The organism is Synechococcus sp. CCY 9618, assembly GCF_019038415.1.
Lineage (GTDB): Bacteria > Cyanobacteriota > Cyanobacteriia > PCC-6307 > Cyanobiaceae > Cyanobium.
In genome coordinates, this window is record NZ_JAFKRG010000010.1 from 1 (window position 1) to 17,855 (window position 17,855).

The 17,855-nt window shown below is 70.5% G+C and carries 20 protein-coding genes and 1 tRNA gene; 12 read left to right on the top strand and 9 right to left on the bottom strand.

Going from position 1 to position 17,855, the window contains the following annotated elements:
- Positions 1-121: 121 nt before the first annotated feature.
- Positions 122-358 carry a hypothetical protein gene (locus KUG41_RS02985; RefSeq protein WP_216900929.1) on the top strand — a complete coding sequence of 79 codons (237 nt, stop codon included), beginning with the start codon at positions 122-124 and terminating at the stop codon, positions 356-358.
- Between the two features lie 27 nt (positions 359-385).
- Here KUG41_RS02985 and trmH read toward each other — a convergent pair whose 3' ends face one another.
- On the bottom strand, positions 386-1,075 hold the full coding sequence (gene trmH, locus KUG41_RS02990) for a tRNA (guanosine(18)-2'-O)-methyltransferase TrmH (protein ID WP_216900931.1): 690 nt from the start codon (positions 1,073-1,075) through the stop codon (positions 386-388).
- 58 nt (positions 1,076-1,133) lie between these two features.
- On the opposite strand from trmH, the gene KUG41_RS02995 reads away from it, so the two are divergent.
- Together KUG41_RS02995 and KUG41_RS03000 are read left to right on the top strand one after the other, a co-directional pair.
- On the top strand, positions 1,134-1,511 hold the full coding sequence (locus KUG41_RS02995; protein ID WP_216900932.1) for an MGMT family protein: 378 nt from the start codon (positions 1,134-1,136) through the stop codon (positions 1,509-1,511).
- An 18-nt stretch (positions 1,512-1,529) separates the two neighbouring features.
- The gene (locus KUG41_RS03000; RefSeq protein WP_216900934.1) at positions 1,530-2,933 is read left to right on the top strand and encodes a 16S rRNA (cytosine(967)-C(5))-methyltransferase; all 1,404 of its coding nucleotides are present in this window, start codon (positions 1,530-1,532) and stop codon (positions 2,931-2,933) included.
- A 16-nt stretch (positions 2,934-2,949) separates the two neighbouring features.
- Here the strand turns inward: KUG41_RS03000 and KUG41_RS03005 are convergent, their stop codons facing one another.
- The 3 genes from KUG41_RS03005 to KUG41_RS03015 are packed head-to-tail and all read right to left on the bottom strand — an operon-like array spanning position 2,950 to position 6,377.
- The gene (locus KUG41_RS03005; RefSeq protein ID WP_216900936.1) at positions 2,950-5,139 is read right to left on the bottom strand and encodes a transglycosylase domain-containing protein; all 2,190 of its coding nucleotides are present in this window, start codon (positions 5,137-5,139) and stop codon (positions 2,950-2,952) included.
- Positions 5,136-6,152, bottom strand: a complete 1,017-nt coding sequence (chlG, locus tag KUG41_RS03010; RefSeq protein ID WP_216900938.1) for a chlorophyll synthase ChlG — start codon at positions 6,150-6,152, stop codon at positions 5,136-5,138. Before chlG ends, KUG41_RS03005 begins: the two co-directional genes overlap by 4 nt.
- Before the next feature lie 12 nt (positions 6,153-6,164).
- Complete coding sequence (locus KUG41_RS03015) at positions 6,165-6,377, bottom strand: DUF2862 domain-containing protein (RefSeq protein ID WP_216900940.1); 213 nt, start codon at positions 6,375-6,377, stop codon at positions 6,165-6,167.
- 43 nt (positions 6,378-6,420) lie between these two features.
- On the opposite strand from KUG41_RS03015, the gene hisF reads away from it, so the two are divergent.
- The 7 genes from hisF (at position 6,421) to KUG41_RS03050 (ending at position 11,732) form a co-directional block, all read left to right on the top strand.
- Positions 6,421-7,212: an imidazole glycerol phosphate synthase subunit HisF gene (hisF, locus tag KUG41_RS03020; RefSeq protein WP_216900942.1), complete on the top strand. Its 792-nt coding sequence runs from the start codon at positions 6,421-6,423 to the stop codon at positions 7,210-7,212.
- A 95-nt stretch (positions 7,213-7,307) separates the two neighbouring features.
- Positions 7,308-7,637, top strand: a complete 330-nt coding sequence (locus KUG41_RS03025) for a hypothetical protein (RefSeq protein ID WP_371734008.1) — start codon at positions 7,308-7,310, stop codon at positions 7,635-7,637.
- A gap of 33 nt (positions 7,638-7,670) precedes the next feature.
- Positions 7,671-8,372: a bifunctional demethylmenaquinone methyltransferase/2-methoxy-6-polyprenyl-1,4-benzoquinol methylase UbiE gene (gene ubiE, locus KUG41_RS03030; protein ID WP_216900944.1), complete on the top strand. Its 702-nt coding sequence runs from the start codon at positions 7,671-7,673 to the stop codon at positions 8,370-8,372.
- 97 nt (positions 8,373-8,469) lie between these two features.
- Entirely contained in the window at positions 8,470-9,405 is a 936-nt protein-coding gene (gene glyQ, locus KUG41_RS03035; RefSeq protein WP_254216786.1) for a glycine--tRNA ligase subunit alpha, read from the top strand.
- Positions 9,402-9,584, top strand: a complete 183-nt coding sequence (locus tag KUG41_RS03040) for a hypothetical protein (protein WP_216900946.1) — start codon at positions 9,402-9,404, stop codon at positions 9,582-9,584. Before glyQ ends, KUG41_RS03040 begins: the two co-directional genes overlap by 4 nt.
- Before the next feature lie 41 nt (positions 9,585-9,625).
- The gene (locus KUG41_RS03045) at positions 9,626-11,623 is read left to right on the top strand and encodes a ComEC/Rec2 family competence protein (RefSeq protein WP_216900948.1); all 1,998 of its coding nucleotides are present in this window, start codon (positions 9,626-9,628) and stop codon (positions 11,621-11,623) included.
- 24 nt (positions 11,624-11,647) lie between these two features.
- Positions 11,648-11,732, top strand: a tRNA-Ser gene (locus KUG41_RS03050).
- Positions 11,733-11,769: 37 nt separating this feature from the next.
- Here KUG41_RS03050 and KUG41_RS03055 read toward each other — a convergent pair.
- Positions 11,770-12,012 carry a hypothetical protein gene (locus KUG41_RS03055; RefSeq protein ID WP_216900950.1) on the bottom strand — a complete coding sequence of 81 codons (243 nt, stop codon included), beginning with the start codon at positions 12,010-12,012 and terminating at the stop codon, positions 11,770-11,772.
- 107 nt (positions 12,013-12,119) lie between these two features.
- Between KUG41_RS03055 and KUG41_RS03060 the strand changes: the two genes are divergently transcribed.
- Together KUG41_RS03060 and KUG41_RS03065 are read left to right on the top strand one after the other, a co-directional pair.
- Positions 12,120-13,313 carry a glycosyltransferase gene (locus tag KUG41_RS03060; RefSeq protein WP_216900952.1) on the top strand — a complete coding sequence of 398 codons (1,194 nt, stop codon included), beginning with the start codon at positions 12,120-12,122 and terminating at the stop codon, positions 13,311-13,313.
- A gap of 65 nt (positions 13,314-13,378) precedes the next feature.
- A complete protein-coding gene (locus tag KUG41_RS03065; RefSeq protein ID WP_216900954.1) occupies positions 13,379-14,095 on the top strand; it encodes a sugar transferase in 717 nt (238 codons plus the stop codon).
- Positions 14,096-14,101: 6 nt separating this feature from the next.
- Here KUG41_RS03065 and cbiB read toward each other — a convergent pair whose 3' ends face one another.
- The 4 genes from cbiB to KUG41_RS03085 are packed head-to-tail and all read right to left on the bottom strand — an operon-like array spanning position 14,102 to position 17,823.
- Positions 14,102-15,091: an adenosylcobinamide-phosphate synthase CbiB gene (cbiB, locus tag KUG41_RS03070; RefSeq protein ID WP_371734009.1), complete on the bottom strand. Its 990-nt coding sequence runs from the start codon at positions 15,089-15,091 to the stop codon at positions 14,102-14,104.
- Positions 15,088-16,152, bottom strand: coding sequence for an MFS transporter (locus KUG41_RS03075; protein WP_216900956.1), 1,065 nt, complete (start codon positions 16,150-16,152; stop codon positions 15,088-15,090). Before KUG41_RS03075 ends, cbiB begins: the two co-directional genes overlap by 4 nt.
- A 10-nt stretch (positions 16,153-16,162) precedes the next feature.
- Positions 16,163-17,158 (bottom strand): ketol-acid reductoisomerase, encoded by a 996-nt coding sequence (gene ilvC / locus KUG41_RS03080; protein ID WP_216900958.1) that lies wholly within the window; start codon positions 17,156-17,158, stop codon positions 16,163-16,165.
- Positions 17,159-17,211: 53 nt separating this feature from the next.
- A complete protein-coding gene (locus KUG41_RS03085; RefSeq protein ID WP_216900960.1) occupies positions 17,212-17,823 on the bottom strand; it encodes an ATP-dependent Clp protease proteolytic subunit in 612 nt (203 codons plus the stop codon).
- Between the last annotated feature and the right edge of the window lie 32 nt (positions 17,824-17,855).

Genomic DNA, 17,855 nt, shown 5'->3' on the forward strand with positions numbered 1-17,855 from the left:
AGCAAGACTCCCGGCGGGAAAGCCACAAGGCTCACAGCAGAACCCACTCTGCTCTGGAGGGTCTTGGAGCGGCGGCTATTTCAGCAGCCTCCTAGGATGGCGAGATTGATCAACTGGCACCATGCCCTGGTGGTTGGATCTGGTGCTGCTGGTCGTGGCCGTGCTCCTCTGGAACAAGGCCACCAACACACCCGATGACGTCTGGAGCGTCTTCCAGAAGTTTCTGGCTTTCGTGGCGGTGGTGGTGGTGCTCCTGGGAGGGCGCCAGGTGCTCCTGGAGATCCTGGTGCTCTCCATCACGTTCTGGATGCCCAGTGCCGCCCGCTTCGATGAGGGTCCCGTCGACCGTCAGGGCTGAGCTGGAGCCCACGGCCGCTGACGCTGCTCAGTGCCGCATGCGGACGCCGCGGGGCAGATCCTCGAGGATGGCCCCCTCAGGGCTGAGCTGTGGATAGGCGCGTCCTTCCCGGCGGCACCAGTCGGCTACCTCCGGGTAGGCCCACTCGAACAGCTGACGGCCGTAGCGCTCGGGCGCCACTCCCTCGCCGCGGGTGGGCGCACAACCTCGCGCTTCTCTTTGCCGCAGAGCCTCGAACAGCAGGGTCGCCGCGGCCACCGACACGTTCAGCGACTGCACCATCCCCTGCATCGGAATCACGATCGCCTGGTCGATCTGGGCGGCGGCTGCTTCGCTCAGCCCCCATTTCTCCGCCCCCAGAACGAAGGCGGTGGGCCCGGTGAAGTCACAGCGGCGGTAGTCGATGGCCCTGGCCCCCAGGTGGGTGCCGTAGATGCGGAAGCCCCCCGCCTTCAGAGCCGCGATGGCCTCGTCGGCACGGTCATGGCGCTTCAGCGGCACCCATTTCTGGCTGCCCAGGGCCGTGCTGTTGAAGGTGGGCAGCCGTCCCTGAAGGCAGACGGCATGGGCCTCGAGCACGCCGACAGCGTCGCAGCTGCGCAGGATCGCCGAGAGGTTGTGGGGTTTGTCCACATGCTCCAGCAGCACGGTGAGATCACCCATGCGGCGATCCAGCACCGCCTTCAGGCGCTCGTAGCGGCGGGGGAGCAGGGGCATCGACCTCCCAAAACGCCATCATCGGTGCTCCCCTTCCTGTCCCCAGCCGTCGCCTGCCATGGCCCAGGTCGCTGTCGAGACCGGCCCCCCCTTCGACCATCGGGTCTACGCGATGGTCGAGCGGATTCCCCACGGCCAGCTGGCCACCTACGGCCAGATCGCCGAGCTGATCGGGGCCTGGGGCTGTGCGCGGCAGGTGGGCTGGGCCCTGCGGCGGCTCAGCCTGCCTTCCCAGGTCCCCTGGCACCGGGTCGTGAATGCCCAGGGGCGCATCGCCATGAGTCCTGGCCGGGAGGGCAGCGACTGGATGCAGCGGCAACTGCTGCTGGCCGAGGGGATCCCGGTGGCCGCCGATGGTCGGCTTCCCCTGGCGCGGCACCGCTGGCGGCCCCCCCTTTCGCTTGTCTCGGCCCCGCCCGACCCCATGCAGCGCTGAGCCCTCCTGTACAAAGGGATGAACGTCCAGGGGAGAGCGCCGATTCACGCGAGCGACGTCGTCCCCGGCCTGGCCCCGCGGCAGCTGGCCTGGCAGGTGCTGCAGGCGGTGGCCGCCGGTGCCTACGCGGATGCTGCCCTGGAGCGGGAGCTGGTGCGCCGGGGAGGTGGGCTGTCACCGGCCGACCGGGCCCTGGCCACCGAGATCACCTACGGGACCATCCGGCAGCGGCAGCTGCTCGACGGCTGGATCGACGAGCTGGGCAAGGTGCCGGCCCTGCGCCAGCCTCCCACCCTGCGCTGGCTGCTGCATGTGGGGCTCTACCAGCTGCTGTTCAGCCGCCGGGTGCCCCCTTCGGCGGCGGTCAGCACCACGGTGGCCCTGGCCAAGCGCGGCGGTCTGGGGCGGCTGGCGCCGATGGCCAATGGGCTGCTCCGCTCCCTGCTGCGCCGCAGGGACCGTCTCGCCGCTGCCGATCCCTGGGACGGGCTCCCCCTGCCGGCCGATCCCGCCGCCTCCCTGGCCCTGCGTCGCTCCCTGCCCCCCTGGCTGGCCACGGAGCTGCTGGGCTGGCTGCCCCCGGAGCAGGCCGAGGCTTTCGGCGTGGCCTGCAACAGCGCTCCGGCCTTCGACCTGCGCGTCAATCCGATGCGCACCACCCGGCAGGCCCTGCTCGATGCCTTCACCGCCGCCGGGGTGCCGGCCCGCCCCCTGAGCGAAGCCCCCCACGGCATCACCCTGCTGGAGCGGGTGGGGAATCCCCGCGATCTGCCGGGCTACGGGGAGGGGCTCTGGTGCGTGCAGGACCGCAGTGCCCAGTGCATCGCCCCCCTGCTCGATCCCCTGCCCGGCCAGCGGATCCTGGATGCCTGTGCCGCCCCCGGCGGCAAGAGCACCCACCTGGCGGAGCTGAGCGGCGACCGGGGGGAGGTGTGGGCGGTGGATCGCTCCTCTGCCCGGCTGCAGCGCCTCGAGCGCAACGCCGAGCGCCTCGGCCTGGGTTCGATCCGCTCCCTGGCCGCCGATGCCACCGCCCTGGGGGAGGCGAAGCCCCACTGGCGGGCGTCCTTCGATCGCATCCTGCTGGATGCACCCTGCTCGGGGCTGGGCACCCTGGCCCGCCATCCCGATGCCCGCTGGCGGATCACCCCCGGGGCGATCGAAGGGCTGGTGCCGCTCCAGCGCCAGCTGCTGGAAGGGTTGCTGCCGCTGCTGGCCCCGGGGGGACGACTCGTCTACGCCACCTGCACGGTGCACCCGATGGAAAACGGCACCCTGATCAGCGCCCTGCTCAGGGACCATCCGGATTGGCGGCTGCTCCAGGAACGCCAGTGGTGGCCCCAGCCCGCCACGGGAGAACGGGGGGGGGGCGATGGCTTTTACGCGGCGGTGCTCGAGGGGCCCGCGGCCACCGGGCCCTGAGCGGTGGTTCCGGCGCTCAGGGGGGCGGCGGGGCTCCGATCGGGGGGGGCGGTGCCGGAGCGGCAGGAGCCGCCGGCTGGGGTGCCGGTGGTGGCACCGCCGGTTCCCGGGAGCGGGGAGCAGCCGGAGGTTCAGGCCTTGGCGTCTCGGTCGGGGCGGGCTCGGCCGGTGGCTCAGTCCTGGGCGGTTCCCTGTCGGGGGCTGAGGTGCGGCTGGGCTCCGATTCCGGCGGCGACTCCGTGGGCCTCTCCCGGGTTGCTCCCTCGTCCGGGGTGGCGTCCCGTGGCGCGTCCTTCTTCGGCGTGGGCAGGGGCTTGAAACTGCCGGTGAGCACCGGCTTGGGAGGAAACTGCTGAACCGGCAGCCCCTTGCTGATCGGTGCCATGAAGGTGCGCCAGGCGTAGGTGGCCAGCACACTGGTGGTGCCGGTTTCCCGGTTGTTGTCGTAGCCCAGCCAGACGCCCGTGGTGAGCTGGGGAATGGAGCCGATGAACCAGAGGTCCCGGCCCCCCTCGGAGGTGCCCGTCTTTCCGGCCACCGGCCGGTCGCCGAGGGCCGCTCCACCGCCGGTGCCGCCCCGCACCACCTGCTGCAGCATCCAGACCATCGCATCGGCGATGTCGCTGTTCACCGCCCGGCTGCCCCTGGGACCGTTGCTCCGTCGGGACCACAGCACTTCTCCCTCCGGTCCGTAGATCTCTTCGAAGGGGGTGGGCTGGATGTAGACACCCCGGTTGACCAGGGCCGCATAGGCCGCCGTCATGTCGAGCACGGTCTGTTCGTTGGCTCCGATCGCCATCGACAGGTAGCGCCCCAGTTCCCTGTGGATGCCCAGGCTTTTCGCGGTGGCGATCACCGGGTCGTAGCCGATCTTCTGCAGCAGACCCACCGCCACCACGTTGAGGGAGTTCTGCAGGGCCGTGGCCAGGCTGACCTTGCCCATGTAGCGGTTGCCGAAGTTCTTGGGGCAGTACTTGCCGAAGCAGCGGGCGGAATCGACCACCGTGTCCTCGGGTTTCATGCCCTTCTGCAGGGCGGTGAGGTAGATGAAGAGCTTGAAGGTGGAGCCGGGTGACCGCAGGGCCTGGGAGGCCCGGTTGAACTGGGTCTTCTCCCAGTCCTTGCCCCCCACCATCGCCCGCACCAGGCCGGTGCCCGGCTCCATCGCCACCAGGGCCCCCTCCATGCTGCCGCTGGCATAGGTGTCGATGGTTTTCTGGGCCTGGATCTGCCAGGCCGCATTGAGGCCACTGCGGATGGTCAGTCCGCCCACCTCCAGCTGCTCCTTGGTGAGGATCTTGGGCAGCTCCTGCTCCAGCCAGCTGGTGTACCAGGGGGCCGGGTTGGCGAAATATTTGGGCTCGGCGGGCTTGAGGTCCAGGCCGCTGGCATCGGCCTGCCGGAGCTGGGCGTCGTCGATGAAGCCCGCCTCCCGCATGCGGCCCAGCACGATCGATCGCCGCCGCAGGGCCAGCTCGGGGTTCACCAGCGGTGAATAGACCGAAGGGGCCGGTGGCAGGCCGGCGATCATGGCGGCCTCCGGCAGGGTCAGCTCGTCGGGACGTTTGGAGAAGTAGATCCAGGCGGCATCGGACACCCCGTAGGCGCTGGAGCCGAGATAGACGTAGTTGAGGTACTGCTCGAGGATCTGGGCCTTGCTGAGCTGGCGCTCGATCTTCCCGGCCAGGGCCGCTTCCTTCAGCTTGCGGACGATCGTGCGGTCCTGGCTGAGGAACACGGTGCGGGCCAGCTGCTGGGTGATCGTGCTGGCACCCTCCTCCACGGCCCCCTGCTGCAGGTTGCGCAGCAGGGCCCGGCTGATGCCCAGCAGGTCGATGCCGTCGTGCTGGTAGAAGCGCCGGTCCTCCGCGGCCACGAAGGCCCGCTGGATCAGCAGCGGCATCTTGCCGGCGGGGAGCTTCTCCCGGGTGGCCGGGCCCTTCTTGAGCACCACCTTGCCGTCGCTGGAAAGGATGGTGATCGTTCCCGGCCGGTTGAAGCTGTTGATGCGGCCGGCATCGGGAAGCATCGCGTCGAGGCTGCTCACCAGGCTGGTCTGGCCCAGGGCCACCAGTCCGCCGGCGGCGGCGGCCGCCACGGCCGGGACGATCAGGCGCCAGCGCGAGCGTCGGTTCCGGCGCCTGGGCGATGGCTCACCGGGTGGATGCGGGCCGGCGGTGGCTGTGGGCTGGCCCACCCTGGTCATGGCAGCGGGGCCGACAGGGCAGCGGTCTGGATGAGGTCACTGTGGCCGATCGCCAGGGCGGTGACGAGCATGCCGAGCACCAGGAACGGCTGGGCGCTGGCCTGGTACTTGACGTCGAAGGCCACCGGATCGCGCAGCAGCCAGATGTCCTGGAAGGTGATCTGGGGAATGATCAGCAGCACCAGCAGCACCGCGGCGAAGTGCTGACCGATGGCGATCAGCACCGCCACCATCGCCAGCTGGAACAGGTCGATCATGCCGGCGCTGATCCAGCTGGCCCGCTCGATGCCGAACACCACGGGCAGGGACTGCAGGCCCAGGGCCCGATCTCCTTCGACACTCTTGAAATCGTTGACGACGGCGATGCCAAGCCCGGCCAGGCTGTAGGCCAGGGTGAGCAGGGCCGTGGCCCAGGTGAGCTGGCCGAACAGGGCCTGGCCGGCCCACCAGGGCAGGGCGATGTAGCTGGCCCCGAGGGCGTAGTTGCCCAGCCAGCCGTTCTGTTTCAGCTTCAGCGGCGGAGCCGAGTAGATGTAGCTGACGAAGGATCCGCCCAGGGCCAGCAGCAGCAGCACAGGGGTGGCGTGGCCCGCCCAGCGGTCCAGGCCCCAGGCCACCGCGAGTCCGGCCGCAAGCAGCACCAGGATCTGCAGACGGACCTGGGCCAGGGGGATGGCGCCGGAGGGGATCGGCCGATAGGGCTCGTTGATCGCGTCGATCTCGCGGTCGTAGTAATCGTTGATCGTCTGGGTGTACCCGGCCAGCAGGGGGCCGCTCATCAGCATGCAGGCCACCGAGGCTCCCACCTCCGGCAGGGTCCAGTGGAAATTGCCCGACGCCGCCGCCCCGCAGATCACCCCCCAGATCAGGGGGATCCAGGTGACAGGTTTCATCAGCTGCAGCCGGATCTTCCAGATGTCGGAGCTGCCGGAGGCGCCCTTCATCCCCAGCAGCTGCCTCGCGCCACCGGACACGCCCGCGGAGCCTGCGCTGGGTTCGGGGCGCTGGGTCATGGCGGCGCCTTCTCAGGCTGGGGTGATCTCATCGTCGAAGAACCAGCTGGTGGTGCCTCCGCTCAGTTCCACCACCACGCCGATGCCGGTGCCGTCGGTGAGGCGGAAATCCTTCACCGTGCCGGTGGCATCGGCCTTGAGGGCAGCCACCAGATCGGCCGGAATGCGATCGCGAACCCGGGTGACCCGCACCTTCGATCCGATGGTGATGCCAGCCTGGGCCATGTCCGGCGCGATGGGAAAGTGGCGCAACCTTAACAGTCAACCCATGGTCGCCAAACGGATCATTCCCTGCCTCGACGTGGCCGGCGGCAGGGTGGTGAAGGGCGTCAACTTCGTGGGTCTGCGGGATGCGGGCGATCCGGTGGAGCTGGCCTGTCGCTACAGCGCTTCGGGAGCCGACGAGCTGGTCTTCCTGGACATCGCCGCCAGCCACCAGGGCCGCGCCACCCTGGTCGAGCTGGTGCGCCGCACCGCCGAGGCGGTGACGATCCCTTTCACCGTGGGTGGCGGCATCGTCAGCGTGGAGGGCATCACCGAGCTGCTGCGGGCCGGTGCCGACAAGGTGAGCCTCAATTCATCGGCGGTCCGCAGTCCCGCCCTGGTGGCGGCCGGCGCCGACCGCTTCGGCTGTCAGTGCATCGTGGTGGCCATCGACGCCCGCCGCCGCGAGCCCGGTTCCGCGGAGGGTCCGGGCTGGGATGTGTTCGTCAAGGGCGGGCGGGAGAACACCGGCCTGGATGCCGTGGCCTGGGCCCGGCGGGTGGTGGAACTCGGTGCCGGAGAGATCCTGCTGACCTCCATGGACGGTGACGGCACCCAGGCCGGCTACGACCTGGAACTCACCCGGGCGGTGGTGGAGGCCGTCGAGGTTCCGGTGATCGCCTCCGGCGGCGCCGGCAGCATCGATCACATCGCCGCCGCCCTGCAGGACGGAGGAGCGGCGGCTGCCCTGCTGGCTTCCCTGCTCCATGATGGGATTCTCACGGTGGAGGAGATCAAGGCCGGACTGCTGCGGCAGGGACTGCCTGTGCGTCCGCTGCTGGCTCCGACGGCCTGAGGGCCGGGCGAGCGCCGGGGGCAACCCCCAACGCATTGCCCCCTTCATCCCCCGTAACATTGGGGAACAAATCTTCCGCAATTCCTGGTGCCCAGGTGAATGCTTTTCTGCTAGTGCCTGCACCGATGCTCACCGTGATCGCCCTGCTGGTGATGGTCCTGGTCATCGCTCTTGTGGCCTGGGCCCTGCAGCTGATGCAGGCCGCCACCGAGCGGAGGGAATTTTCGCTGATGCTGGCCGGCTGCATGGTCTGTTCCGCGGCGGTCGGTCTGGCCACGGTGATGGTGCTCACCTTCACAAGCCCCGGCCGTCTCGAAGCCCGTGGGCTTCTGCTTCCCCTTGACACAGAGGCGACGGCCGGCATCAGCCTGGATGCGATCCTGCTGCCCTGGGATGAGACCGCCGCCCTGGGAGATCTCTCCTGAGGTCTCACCGCCGCACGCTGGAGGTATCGCTCGGTGGCCACCCCCAACCCGGAGCATGTCCGCGATCTGTTCGAGTCGATCGCGCCGCACTACGACCGGCTCAATGATCTGCTGAGCCTGGGGATCCACCGCCTCTGGAAGCGTCAGGCCGTGGCCTGGATCCGTCCCCGGCCGGGCCAGCGCCTGCTCGATCTCTGTTGCGGCACCGGCGATCTGGCTCTTGTGCTAGCGTCCCGGGTCCGTCCCGGCGGACTGGTGCTGGGCCTCGATGCCGCCGAGGCCCCCCTGGCCATCGCCCGTCGCCGGGCCGCCCGGCAGGGTTGGCTGCCTCTGCAGTGGCGGCAGGGTGATGCCCTGGCCACGGGGCTGGCCGATGGCTGGGCCGATGGCGCGGTGATGGCCTACGGGCTGCGCAACCTGCCCGATCCCGCCGCCGGCCTGGCGGAACTGCGGCGGCTGCTGCGGCCCGGTGGCCGGGCGGCGGTGCTGGACTTCAACCGCCCGGAGCCCGCTTCGCTGCCGGCGGCTTTCCAGCGCTTCTATCTGCGTCGCCTGGTGGTGCCCGCCGCCGGTGCCATGGGGTTGACGGAGCAGTACGCCTACCTGGAGGGCAGCCTGGCCCGCTTCCCCACCGCCCCCGCCCAGGAAGCCCTGGCCCGTTCGGTGGGGTTCAGCCGGGCCCGCCATCGGCCCCTGGCCGGAGGGCTGATGGGGCTGCTGGAACTGGTGGCCTGACGCCCAGACCTCCTCCCGGGGGCACAAGGCTCCGGGCACCATGCCAGCATCGGTCGCACCTCCCCAGCCGTCCTGGTCGGGACTCCTGCGGCCAGCCATGCTTTTCCAGGACATCATCGCCAGCCTCAACCGGTTCTGGGCCGACCAGGGCTGCCTGATCCTGCAGCCCTACGACACCGAGAAGGGGGCCGGCACCATGAGCCCCCACACCGTGCTGCGGGCCATCGGTCCGGAGCCCTGGGCCGTGGCCTATCCCGAGCCCTGCCGGCGCCCCACCGACGGCCGCTACGGCGACAACCCCAACCGGGCCCAGCACTACTTCCAGTACCAGGTGCTGATCAAGCCCTCCCCGGATGCCATCCAGGAGACCTATCTGGCGTCTCTGGAGGCTCTCGGTATCCGCGCCGCCGACCATGACATCCGCTTTGTGGAGGACAACTGGGAGTCCCCCACCCTGGGGGCCTGGGGCGTGGGCTGGGAGGTGTGGCTCGATGGCATGGAGGTGACCCAGTTCACCTACTTCCAGCAGTGCGGCGGCCTCGACTGCCGGCCGGTGTCGATCGAGATCACCTATGGCCTGGAGCGCCTGGCCATGTACCTCCAGGACGTGGAGAGCATCTGGGACCTGCACTGGAACGCCGAGCGCACCTACGGCGACATCTGGCTGCCCTTCGAGAAGGGGCAGTGCACGTACAACTTCGAGGCCTCCAACCCCGAGCGCCTGCAGCAGCTGTTCGCCATCCACGAGGCCGAGGCCGCCGATCTGGTGGCGGCCGGCCTGCCCGCGCCTGCCCTCGACTGCGTGCTCAAGTGCAGCCACACCTTCAACCTGATGGAGGCCCGCGGCGTGATCTCGGTGACCGAACGCACCGCCACCATCGGCCGGATCCGCCATCTGGCCCGCCAGGTGGCCGAGGCTTGGCTGGCGGAGCGCCGTGCCCTGGGGTTCCCCCTGCTGAAGGGAGAGCCGCGCGACCGCTGGCTGGCCGCCGCAGCCTCGGAGCTGACCCAGCCGGTGGCGGTCGGGCGGTGAAGCGCAGCCTGCTGGCGCTGGTGCTGATCGCCGGCAGCTTCCAGGCCGGCCGGCTCACCGAACGGGCCATCTGGCCCTGTCGCCTGAGGCCGATCGCTGTTCTGGTGGCCCCCCTTCTGGGGCAGGAGCTGCCCAGCCCCGAGCTCTGCGAGTTGATGCTGAAGATTCCCCGGTTCTGATCGGCAACCCGGCGTCGACCAGCGCCGGGAACCCTTGGGGCATGCCCCGCCTTTCGCCGTTGCCCCTGCTGCTGCTTGTGGTGCTCCTGCAGGCCCAGCTGCGGCCCCTCCAGCCCGGGGCGTCGGATCCGCTGCGGCTGTTGGCCGGGCAGGACGGTCCCCGGCCGGTGCTGCTGCAGGGGCGCCTGATGGGGGATCCGATCGCCGCGGTCTCCCCTGCCGACGCGCGGCCGGAGGGGACCGGATCCTGTCGGGTGCTGCTGCAGACCGCCGGCGGCCGCAGCGAACTCGTTCTCGACCCCTGTCTGTCCCTGCAGGAGGGCTGGCATGTGCGGGTGTCCGGCCTGTTGCGGCGCCCCCGGCCGGCTCCCCACCCCCTGCTGGCGGGGCCGGCGGAGCGGCTGGCCCGTCAGGGCAGCTGGACCCGGCTGTCGGTGCAGCGACTGGAGGTGCTGGACCGGCCGGCCACCCCCATCGCCGATCTGCGCCGCAGCATCGCTGCCCGTTTCGTGGCTGCGGCGGGCCCCGAGCGGGGCGGCCTGCTGGCGGCCCTGGTGCTGGGCAGCGCCGTGGTGCCTCTGCCGGCCGACCTGCGCGCCGACTTCCGCGCCGCGGGCCTTTCCCATGCCCTGGCGGCCTCAGGTTTCCACCTGAGCGTGCTGCTGGGGGCCGTGCTGGCCCTGGGCCGGAGCCTGGGCCGTCCCCTGCGCCTGGCCCTGGGCGGCGCTGCCATGGGCCTGTTCCTGCTGCTGGCCGGCGCCCAGCCCTCGGTGGTGCGGGCGGTGCTGATGGGGGCCATCGCCCTGCTGCTGCTGGAGACCGGCCGGCGCGGCCGCCCCCTGGGGATCCTTTCCCTCAGCCTGGCGGGCATGCTGCTGCTGCGGCCGGCCTGGCTCCATGACGTCGGCTTTCAGCTGAGCGCCGCCGCCACCGCCGGCCTGGTGCTCACGGCCCGTCCCCTGGAGCAGGCTTTGGCCCGGCGCCTGCCGGGCGGCCCCCCTGACGCCCCCGGCTGGTGGCGGGGCTGGCTGGCCCCCGCCCTGGCGGTGCCGGTGGCGGCCAGTCTCTGGACCCTGCCTCTGCAGCTGCTCCACTTCGGGGTGGTGCCCCTCTACGCCGTGCCGGCCAACCTGCTGGCGGCCCCCCTGCTCACACCCCTCACCCTGGGGGCGATGGCCCTGGCAGGGGCGGCCGTGCTCGTGCCCCCCCTGCTGGCGCCCCTGCTGGCACCCCTGGGCTGGCTGGCGGGCGGGCTGCTCGGGCTGGCCCATGCCGTCGCCGGTCTTCCCCTGGCCCAGTGGCAGAGCGGCCGTCCCCTGCCGCTTCTGGTGCTGGCTTTCGCCCTGGCCCTGCTGGGCCTGGTGCTGCCCGGGCTCGACCGGCACCTGCGGCTCTTGGCGGCAAGCCTGGCCGCCGCAGTGCTGGCGCTGCATCTGGTGCTGCTCACGGGCGACCAGCTGCTGCTGGTGCACCAGGACGGGGCCGGCGCCGCCCGCGATTTGCTGCTGGCCCGGCACCGGGGCCGGGCGGCGCTGGTCAGCAGCCGTGCCGATGGGCTCAGCTGCCGGCAGGCCGGCCAGCTGGCCCAGGGACTGGGGGTGGAGCGCTTCGACTGGGCCCTGCTGCTGGATCCGGTGGCGGCGGCCGACCCCGACTGCTGGCGGCGCCAGGCCGGCCGGGTGGTGGCCTACGGCGCAGGGGGGGCGCCCCTGGCGGCAGGTCAGCGGCTGGAGAGCCGGGGCCTGGCCGTGGAGGCCCTGGCCATGGACAGCCATGCCCTGCGGCTGCACCTGGGCCCCTGGCGCTGGCAGCTGCTCCCGGATCGGCAGTCCCTGGTGTCCTGGCGCTCCGGCACAAGCCGCGGTGTCCGGGGCGACGAGGCGCTGTGGCTGGGATTCGTGCCCCGGGCGGCCGAGCGCCGTGCCCTGCTGGCCCATGGGCCACGGCAGGTGTGGCTCAGCGGCGCTGAGCCGGCCGGCCCGCCCCTGCCGCACGGGTGGCGGGCCAGCGGGCCGAGCGGAGCGCTGACCGCTCCGTAAAGTGATGGGCGGCCGCAAGGCCTTGGAGAGGTGGCTGAGTGGTCGAAAGCGAACGACTCGAAATCGTTTGAAGGGAAACCTTCCGTGGGTTCGAATCCCACCCTCTCCGTTTTCCCCTGGCTCCGGCCCTGGAGGCCGTGGCTCGATCAGGAGTGGAACAGCAGCACCAGGCCGGACTTCACCTGGTGGAACTCCCTCTCCTCCCGGCTGAGGTCCAGCCCCACCTGCAGCCCCTCCCGGAGGGCCACATCGAAGGGCGGAGGCGTGGGAGGGTTGCCGTCGCACCAGAGTGCTGCGATCCCCACAGGCGTGGCATGCCAGCGGAAGCAGGGTGTGGTGCCGATCGAGGGCTCCTGCAGGGCATCTTCGAGAAGCTCTCGGATCGCCATCGTGTCCCGGCTCTCGCCATCCCAGTCGTCGCCTTAGCTTCGACAGATAGCCCCGCCAGGGCAATCGGCTGAGAGTTTTCGTGATACAGGCGCCTACCGTGCCTGCCATGACGGCCTTTCCCCGTTCGATCGCTCTGGTGCACGAGTGGTTCACGCCCCGGGCCGCGGGGGGCTCCGAGCAGGTGGTGCAGGAGCTGGACAGTCTGCTGGCCGGGCGGGGAACCACGCCGACGCTGTTCGCCCTGGTGGACGGCGAGAGCGGCCGGCCCGGCAGCTGGCTGGCGGGACGGACGGTCCACACCAGCTTCATCCAGCGGCTGCCCTGGGGGGTGAGCCACGTGCAGCAGTACCTGCCGCTGCTGCCCCTGGCGATCGAGCAGCTGGACCTCTCCGGCCACCCCCTGGTGATCAGCAGCAGCCATCTGGTGGCCAAGGGGGTGCTGACCGGCCCCGACCAGCTGCACGTCAGCTACGTGCACACACCGGTCCGCTATGCCTGGGACCAGATGCACACCTATCTGGCCCGCTCGGGCCTGGCCCGTGGCCCCCTGGGCCCCCTGGTGCGGCTGCAGCTGCACCAGCTGCGCCAGTGGGATGTGGTGAGCAGTGCCAGGGTGGATGCGCTGGTGGCCAATTCCCGCTTCACCGCCCGCCGGATCCGGTCGTTCTGGCGCCGTCGCGCCCAGGTGCTGCATCCCCCCGTGGCGGTGGAGCGGTTCCGCTGGGACCGGCCCCGTGATGACGTCTACGTGAGTCTCTGTCGGCTGGTGCCCAACAAGCGGGTCGATGTGGTGGTGGAGGCCTTCAACCGCACAGGTCTGCCCCTGGTGGTGCTCGGTGACGGCCCCGAGCGGCGCCGGCTGGAGGCCATGGCGGGGTCCACGATCCGCTTCCTCGGTCGCCTGCCGGACCCGGAGACGGCCGGCTGGCTGGAGCGGGCCAGGGCCTACGTGTATGCGGGGCTGGAGGATTTCGGCATCGCTCCGGTGGAGGCGATGGCCGCCGGTGCCCCGGTGATCGCCTTCGGGCGTGGCGGGATTCTCGACAGCGTCAGCTGCCTGAGCGGGGAGGAGCGGCCCCCCACCGGTCTGCTGTTCCCGGAGCAGAGCGCCGCCAGCCTGGCGGCGGCGCTGGAGCATTTCGAGGCGGGCCGGCTGTGGCGATCCCTGCCGGCGGAGGGTCAGCGCCGTCGTGCGGAGTGCTTCGCCCCCGAGGTCTTCCGGCGGCGCATGGACGGGCTGCTGGAGCGTCTCTGGGAGCAGCACCTGCGGCACCTCCGTCGACCTGTGCCTCTGGTCTGAGTGGCCCCCGGGGATGGAGTTCCGGTCCAGTGGATCTTTAACTTCACCTAACACAGCAGGCCCCCATGCTCTCTTCCATCGGGACCCCCTACGCCTCTTCGCAGCTTGTGACAGCTCCGGCGCAGGTGTTCACCGCTGAAGAGCTGATCGCTTTCCAGTCCAAGCGTGATCGCGTCCTCAAGCGCAGTGGCGACATCGTCTTCTCCCTCGCCGTGCTCAGCCTCGGTGCACCTGTGCTGCTTGTCCTGGCCCTGCTGGTGAAGGTCACCTCCCGGGGGCCTGTGTTCTACGTGCAGCAGAGGGTGGGACGGGATTACCGCAGCTTCGGTTGCATCAAGTTCCGCACCATGCGCCGCGATGCCGATCGAGTGCTTTCCAAACTCCTGGCCGAATCCTCCGATCTCGACGAGGAGTTCCGCAATGATTTCAAGATCAGGAACGATCCCCGCATCACCCGACTCGGCAAGTTTCTGCGGCGCTCCAGCCTCGACGAACTGCCCCAGTTCCTCAATGTGCTCCGGGGGGAAATGAGCGTGGTGGGCCCCCGCCCGATTGTGAACAAGGAACTGGAGCGCTATGGCGATCGCATGGACGAAGTCCTGGCCGTTCGGCCAGGACTCACGGGCCTCTGGCAGGTGTCCGGCCGCAACAACCTGAGCTACCCCGAAAGAGTGCAGCTGGACGTGCGCTATGCGCGCTGCCGCAACTTCCTGATGGATCTGCGCATCATTGTGCGCACCATCAGCGTGATGCTGGATCCCCGCGACCGCGGCGCCTACTGAAGCGGCTCAGCCCCAGCCCCCCGGACCGGCGAGCCACGGCAACGCCACCAGCAACCACAGCAGCTCGAGCCGATCCCCGAGGCTGAGGATGCGCTTCACCCCTTCAGGATCGGCGGGGCGGCCCCAGGCCGCCAGGATCGGTTTGCTGCGGACACCATCGGGGTAGGTGTTGGTTCCGCCGAGACGAACGCCGGCGGCATGGGCGAAGGCGGCTTCCGACACCCCGGCGTTGGGGGAAGGATCGGCGGCGCCGTCCCGCAGGGCTGCGAGCAGCAGCTGGCGGGTCTGCAGGGGGCGGCCTGCGGCCAGCGGCAGGGTCAGGGCCACCAGCCGGGCGGGCATCCAGGTGAGCAGGTCGTCGAGGCGGGCACCGGCGGTGCCCAGCCAGCGCAGCCGACCGTGGCGGTAGCCCAGCATCGAGTCGAGGGTGCTGGTCGCCTTGTAGGCCCAGGCCAGGGCCAGGGGGCCGGGCAGATGGGGATTCAGCCGGTTCAGGGCCGCCCCCGCCAGCATCCAGAACAGGGGCGCGAACAGACCGTCGACGGCGTTCTCGGCGGCGGTTTCGGCGGCGGCCCGCAGAATCTCCGCAGCGGGCAGTCCGCTCACCTCACGGCCCACGATCCCGGCGAGGCGCGCCCTGGCCAGGACCAGGTCCGGCAGGGCCCGCAGCACGGCCCGCACCGCCCGCCCCAGGCTGCCGCCTGCCAGGGCACTGGCCAGGCCCAGCAGGAGCAAGGGTGTCCCCAGCACGGGATCCTGGCGGGCCAGGATCTCGATCCCCCAGCCCGCCAGGCCACTGCCCGCCACCACCAGCAGGGTGAGCACCAGCCCGCCCAGGCGCAGGCGCCGGGGACGGTCGCCGGCCCAGGCCTCGGCCAGCCGATGCAGGCCTGAGATGGCCCCGCCCATCACCTGCACCGGGTGGGGGCACCAGAGCGGATCCCCCACCAGCCGATCCAGCAGGCAGGCCAGCAGCAGCAGCGCAGGAAGGCTCACCGCCCCGGTCTGGCCAGCAGGGGCAGCAGGGCACCGGCACCCACGAAGCCCACCAGCTGGATGGGGAGGCTCGCCGCCAGTCCGATCATCTGGGCCACCAGCCCCATCCCCAGACAGCCCGCCAGGCCCCCCAGGGCCGAGGACCGCTCCAGGGTGTGCCAGTTCCGCTGCAGATCTCCGCTCGGATCGAGGTCGATGGCCAGGCGGGCGTCCGCCACGGCCGCCAGCAGCCCGAAGGGCAGGAACAGCAGCACCGCCCCCCAGCCACTGGCCCACTGGGTCGCCAGCAGCACCCCGGCCATCAGCAGATAGGGCAACGGGGGCGGAAGCCTCAGCCGCTGGCCCCAGGCTTCGGCACCGGTGCGCCCCAGCCCGTAGGCCGTGAGCACCAGGCCGAAATCGAAGCAGTTCCCCTCCGCCTGCTGGCGCACCCAGAGCGGCAGCAGGGCGAAGAGGCCGCCGAACAGCAGGCCCTGCAGCAGACCACTGGGCACCACCGACTGCCCCCGGATCGTCCCGTCCGGGCTGCTCCCCCCGGCAGGCTGCTCGTGGGGCTGATCCCGTGCCTGCAGCGCAGCGATCACCGGAGCCAGGGGCAGCAGCAGCACCAGGGCGTTGCCGAACTGGAGCAGGGCCCTGCCGATGGGAAACAGGAGGGCTGTGAGCAGGTTGCCGAGCAGACGCCCGGCCTCGGCGCCGGCCCGCAGTTCGCCGATCGGCAGGCCCCCTGGGCCATGCAGCTGGCGCTGCAGGGGTTCCTGGGCCATCCGCAGGCCGGTGGCCAGCAGGCTGATGCCCAGCAGGGGCCCCAGAAGGGAACGGCCGGTGACGCCTGCCGCCACCAGCAGCAGCAGCCCCAGGCTGAGCAGCTGGATGGCGTAGCCCAGCCGGATCCGCTGGGGCAGGGGCAGCAGCAGGGGCAGGGTGGCCAGGGCCGGCAGGAGTCCGTTGATCAGCGGTGAGCTGGTGAGGCCACTGAGCAGCCAGGCCGTGGCGCCGATGGTGAGACTGACCCCGGCCTGGCTGCTGCCCCAGGCGACGGACAGCAGACGGCGCTGCATCGGGATGGACTCAGGCCGCCTTGAGCCAGCTGAACATGGAACGCAGGCCCTTGCCCACCTGCTCGATCGGATGGGCGGCGTCCCGCTGGCGGGCCTTGGCCATCTCCGGCTTGCCGGCCTCGCACTCCGCCACGAAGTTGCGGGCGAAGGTGCCGTCCTGGATGTCGGCCAGGATGCGCTTCATCTCCGCCTTGGTGTCGGCGGTGATCAGCCGGGGTCCGCTGACGTAGTCGCCGTATTCGGCGGTGTTGGAGATCGAATCGCGCATGGCGGTGAGGCCGCCCTTGACCATCAGATCGACGATCAGCTTCACCTCGTGCAGGCACTCGAAGTAGGCCAGTTCCGGCTGGTAGCCCGCCTCCACCAGGGTTTCGAAGCCGGCCTTGACCAGCTCGCTGAGGCCGCCGCAGAGCACGGCCTGCTCACCGAAGAGGTCGGTCTCGGTCTCCTCCTTGAAGTTGGTCTCGAGGATGCCGGCCCGGGTGCCGCCGATCCCCTTGGCGTAGGCCATCGCCAGGGCGCGGGCATGGCCGGAGGCGTCCTGCTCGATGGCGAACAGGGCAGGCACCCCCTGACCGTTCTGGAACTCCCAGCGCACCGTGTGGCCCGGGCCCTTGGGAGCGATCATCACCACGTCCACGTCGGCGGGGGGCTGGATCAGGCCGAAGCGGATGTTGAAGCCGTGGGCGAAGCTGAGCACCTTGCCGGCGCTCAGATGGGGCGCGATCTCCTTCTCATAGACCGCTTTCTGGGCTTCGTCCGGGAGCAGCACCATGATCCAGTCGGCCTTGGCGCAGGCGTCGGCGACGCTCAGCACCTCGAGGCCGTCGGCCCGGGCCTTGCCGGCCGAGCGGCTGCCCTCGTACAGGCCCACCACCACATTCACACCGCTGTCCTTGAGGTTCAGGGCGTGGGCGTGGCCCTGGGAGCCGTAGCCGATGATGGCCACCGTCTTGCCGGTCAGCAGGCCGAGATCGGCGTCGGAGTCGTAGAAGAGCTGGGCCATTCCGGTCGGCGGGCAGGGCAAACGCAGACTGTAGATGTGCGTCCGCGCAGGCCTCAGCCGGCCGCCGCCTCCGAGGGGTGGGAGATCACCCGGTCGATCAGGCCGTACTCCTTGGCCTCGGCGGCGCTGAGGAAGTAGTCGCGGTCTGTGTCCTTGGTCACCTTCTCCAGGGGCTGGTCGCACATGTCCGCCAGGGACTTGTTGAGCATGTCCTTGATGCGCAGGATCTCCCGGGCCTCGATCTCGATGTCGCTGGCCTGGCGCTGGCTGGTACCGCCCAGGGGCTGGTGAATCATGATCCGGCTGTGGGGCAGGGCCAGCCGCTTGCCCTTGGTGCCGGCCGCCAGCAGGAAGGCGCCCATGGAGGCGGCCAGGCCCACGCAGATGGTCACCACGTCGGATTTGACGTACTGCATGGTGTCGTAGATCGCCAGGCCGGCGGTCACCGAACCGCCCGGCGAGTTGATGTACAGGTAGATCGGCTTGGAGCTGTCGTCGGAATCCAGATAGAGCATCTGGGCCACCAGGCTGTTGGCGATCCCATCGCTCACCTCCTGGCCGAGGAAGAGGATCCGCTCCACACCGAGACGGGTGTAGATGTCGACCCAGCGCTCGTACTGGCTGCCGGGAAGACGGTAGGGAACGCTGGGAGTGCCGATGGGCATGGAGGGAAGGCTCTCTTCGGAGCTGGAGAGTT

Excerpts from the sequence above, each read along its gene's own strand:
- KUG41_RS02995 (WP_216900932.1), top strand. The coding sequence starts at position 1,134 with ATGGCCCAGGTCGCTGTCGAGACCGGCCCCCCCTTCGACCATCGGGTC.
- KUG41_RS03060 (WP_216900952.1), top strand. The coding sequence starts at position 12,120 with ATGACGGCCTTTCCCCGTTCGATCGCTCTGGTGCACGAGTGGTTCACG.
- KUG41_RS03000 (WP_216900934.1), top strand. The coding sequence starts at position 1,530 with ATGAACGTCCAGGGGAGAGCGCCGATTCACGCGAGCGACGTCGTCCCC.
- KUG41_RS03005 (WP_216900936.1), bottom strand. The coding sequence starts at position 5,139 with ATGACCAGGGTGGGCCAGCCCACAGCCACCGCCGGCCCGCATCCACCC.
- KUG41_RS03015 (WP_216900940.1), bottom strand. The coding sequence starts at position 6,377 with ATGGCCCAGGCTGGCATCACCATCGGATCGAAGGTGCGGGTCACCCGG.
- KUG41_RS02985 (WP_216900929.1), top strand. The coding sequence starts at position 122 with ATGCCCTGGTGGTTGGATCTGGTGCTGCTGGTCGTGGCCGTGCTCCTC.
- trmH (WP_216900931.1), bottom strand. The coding sequence starts at position 1,075 with ATGCCCCTGCTCCCCCGCCGCTACGAGCGCCTGAAGGCGGTGCTGGAT.
- glyQ (WP_254216786.1), top strand. The coding sequence starts at position 8,470 with ATGCTTTTCCAGGACATCATCGCCAGCCTCAACCGGTTCTGGGCCGAC.
- KUG41_RS03065 (WP_216900954.1), top strand. The coding sequence starts at position 13,379 with ATGCTCTCTTCCATCGGGACCCCCTACGCCTCTTCGCAGCTTGTGACA.
- KUG41_RS03045 (WP_216900948.1), top strand. The coding sequence starts at position 9,626 with ATGCCCCGCCTTTCGCCGTTGCCCCTGCTGCTGCTTGTGGTGCTCCTG.
- KUG41_RS03085 (WP_216900960.1), bottom strand. The coding sequence starts at position 17,823 with ATGCCCATCGGCACTCCCAGCGTTCCCTACCGTCTTCCCGGCAGCCAG.
- hisF (WP_216900942.1), top strand. The coding sequence starts at position 6,421 with ATGGTCGCCAAACGGATCATTCCCTGCCTCGACGTGGCCGGCGGCAGG.
- ilvC (WP_216900958.1), bottom strand. The coding sequence starts at position 17,158 with ATGGCCCAGCTCTTCTACGACTCCGACGCCGATCTCGGCCTGCTGACC.
- chlG (WP_216900938.1), bottom strand. The coding sequence starts at position 6,152 with ATGACCCAGCGCCCCGAACCCAGCGCAGGCTCCGCGGGCGTGTCCGGT.
- KUG41_RS03055 (WP_216900950.1), bottom strand. The coding sequence starts at position 12,012 with ATGGCGATCCGAGAGCTTCTCGAAGATGCCCTGCAGGAGCCCTCGATC.
- KUG41_RS03075 (WP_216900956.1), bottom strand. The coding sequence starts at position 16,152 with ATGCAGCGCCGTCTGCTGTCCGTCGCCTGGGGCAGCAGCCAGGCCGGG.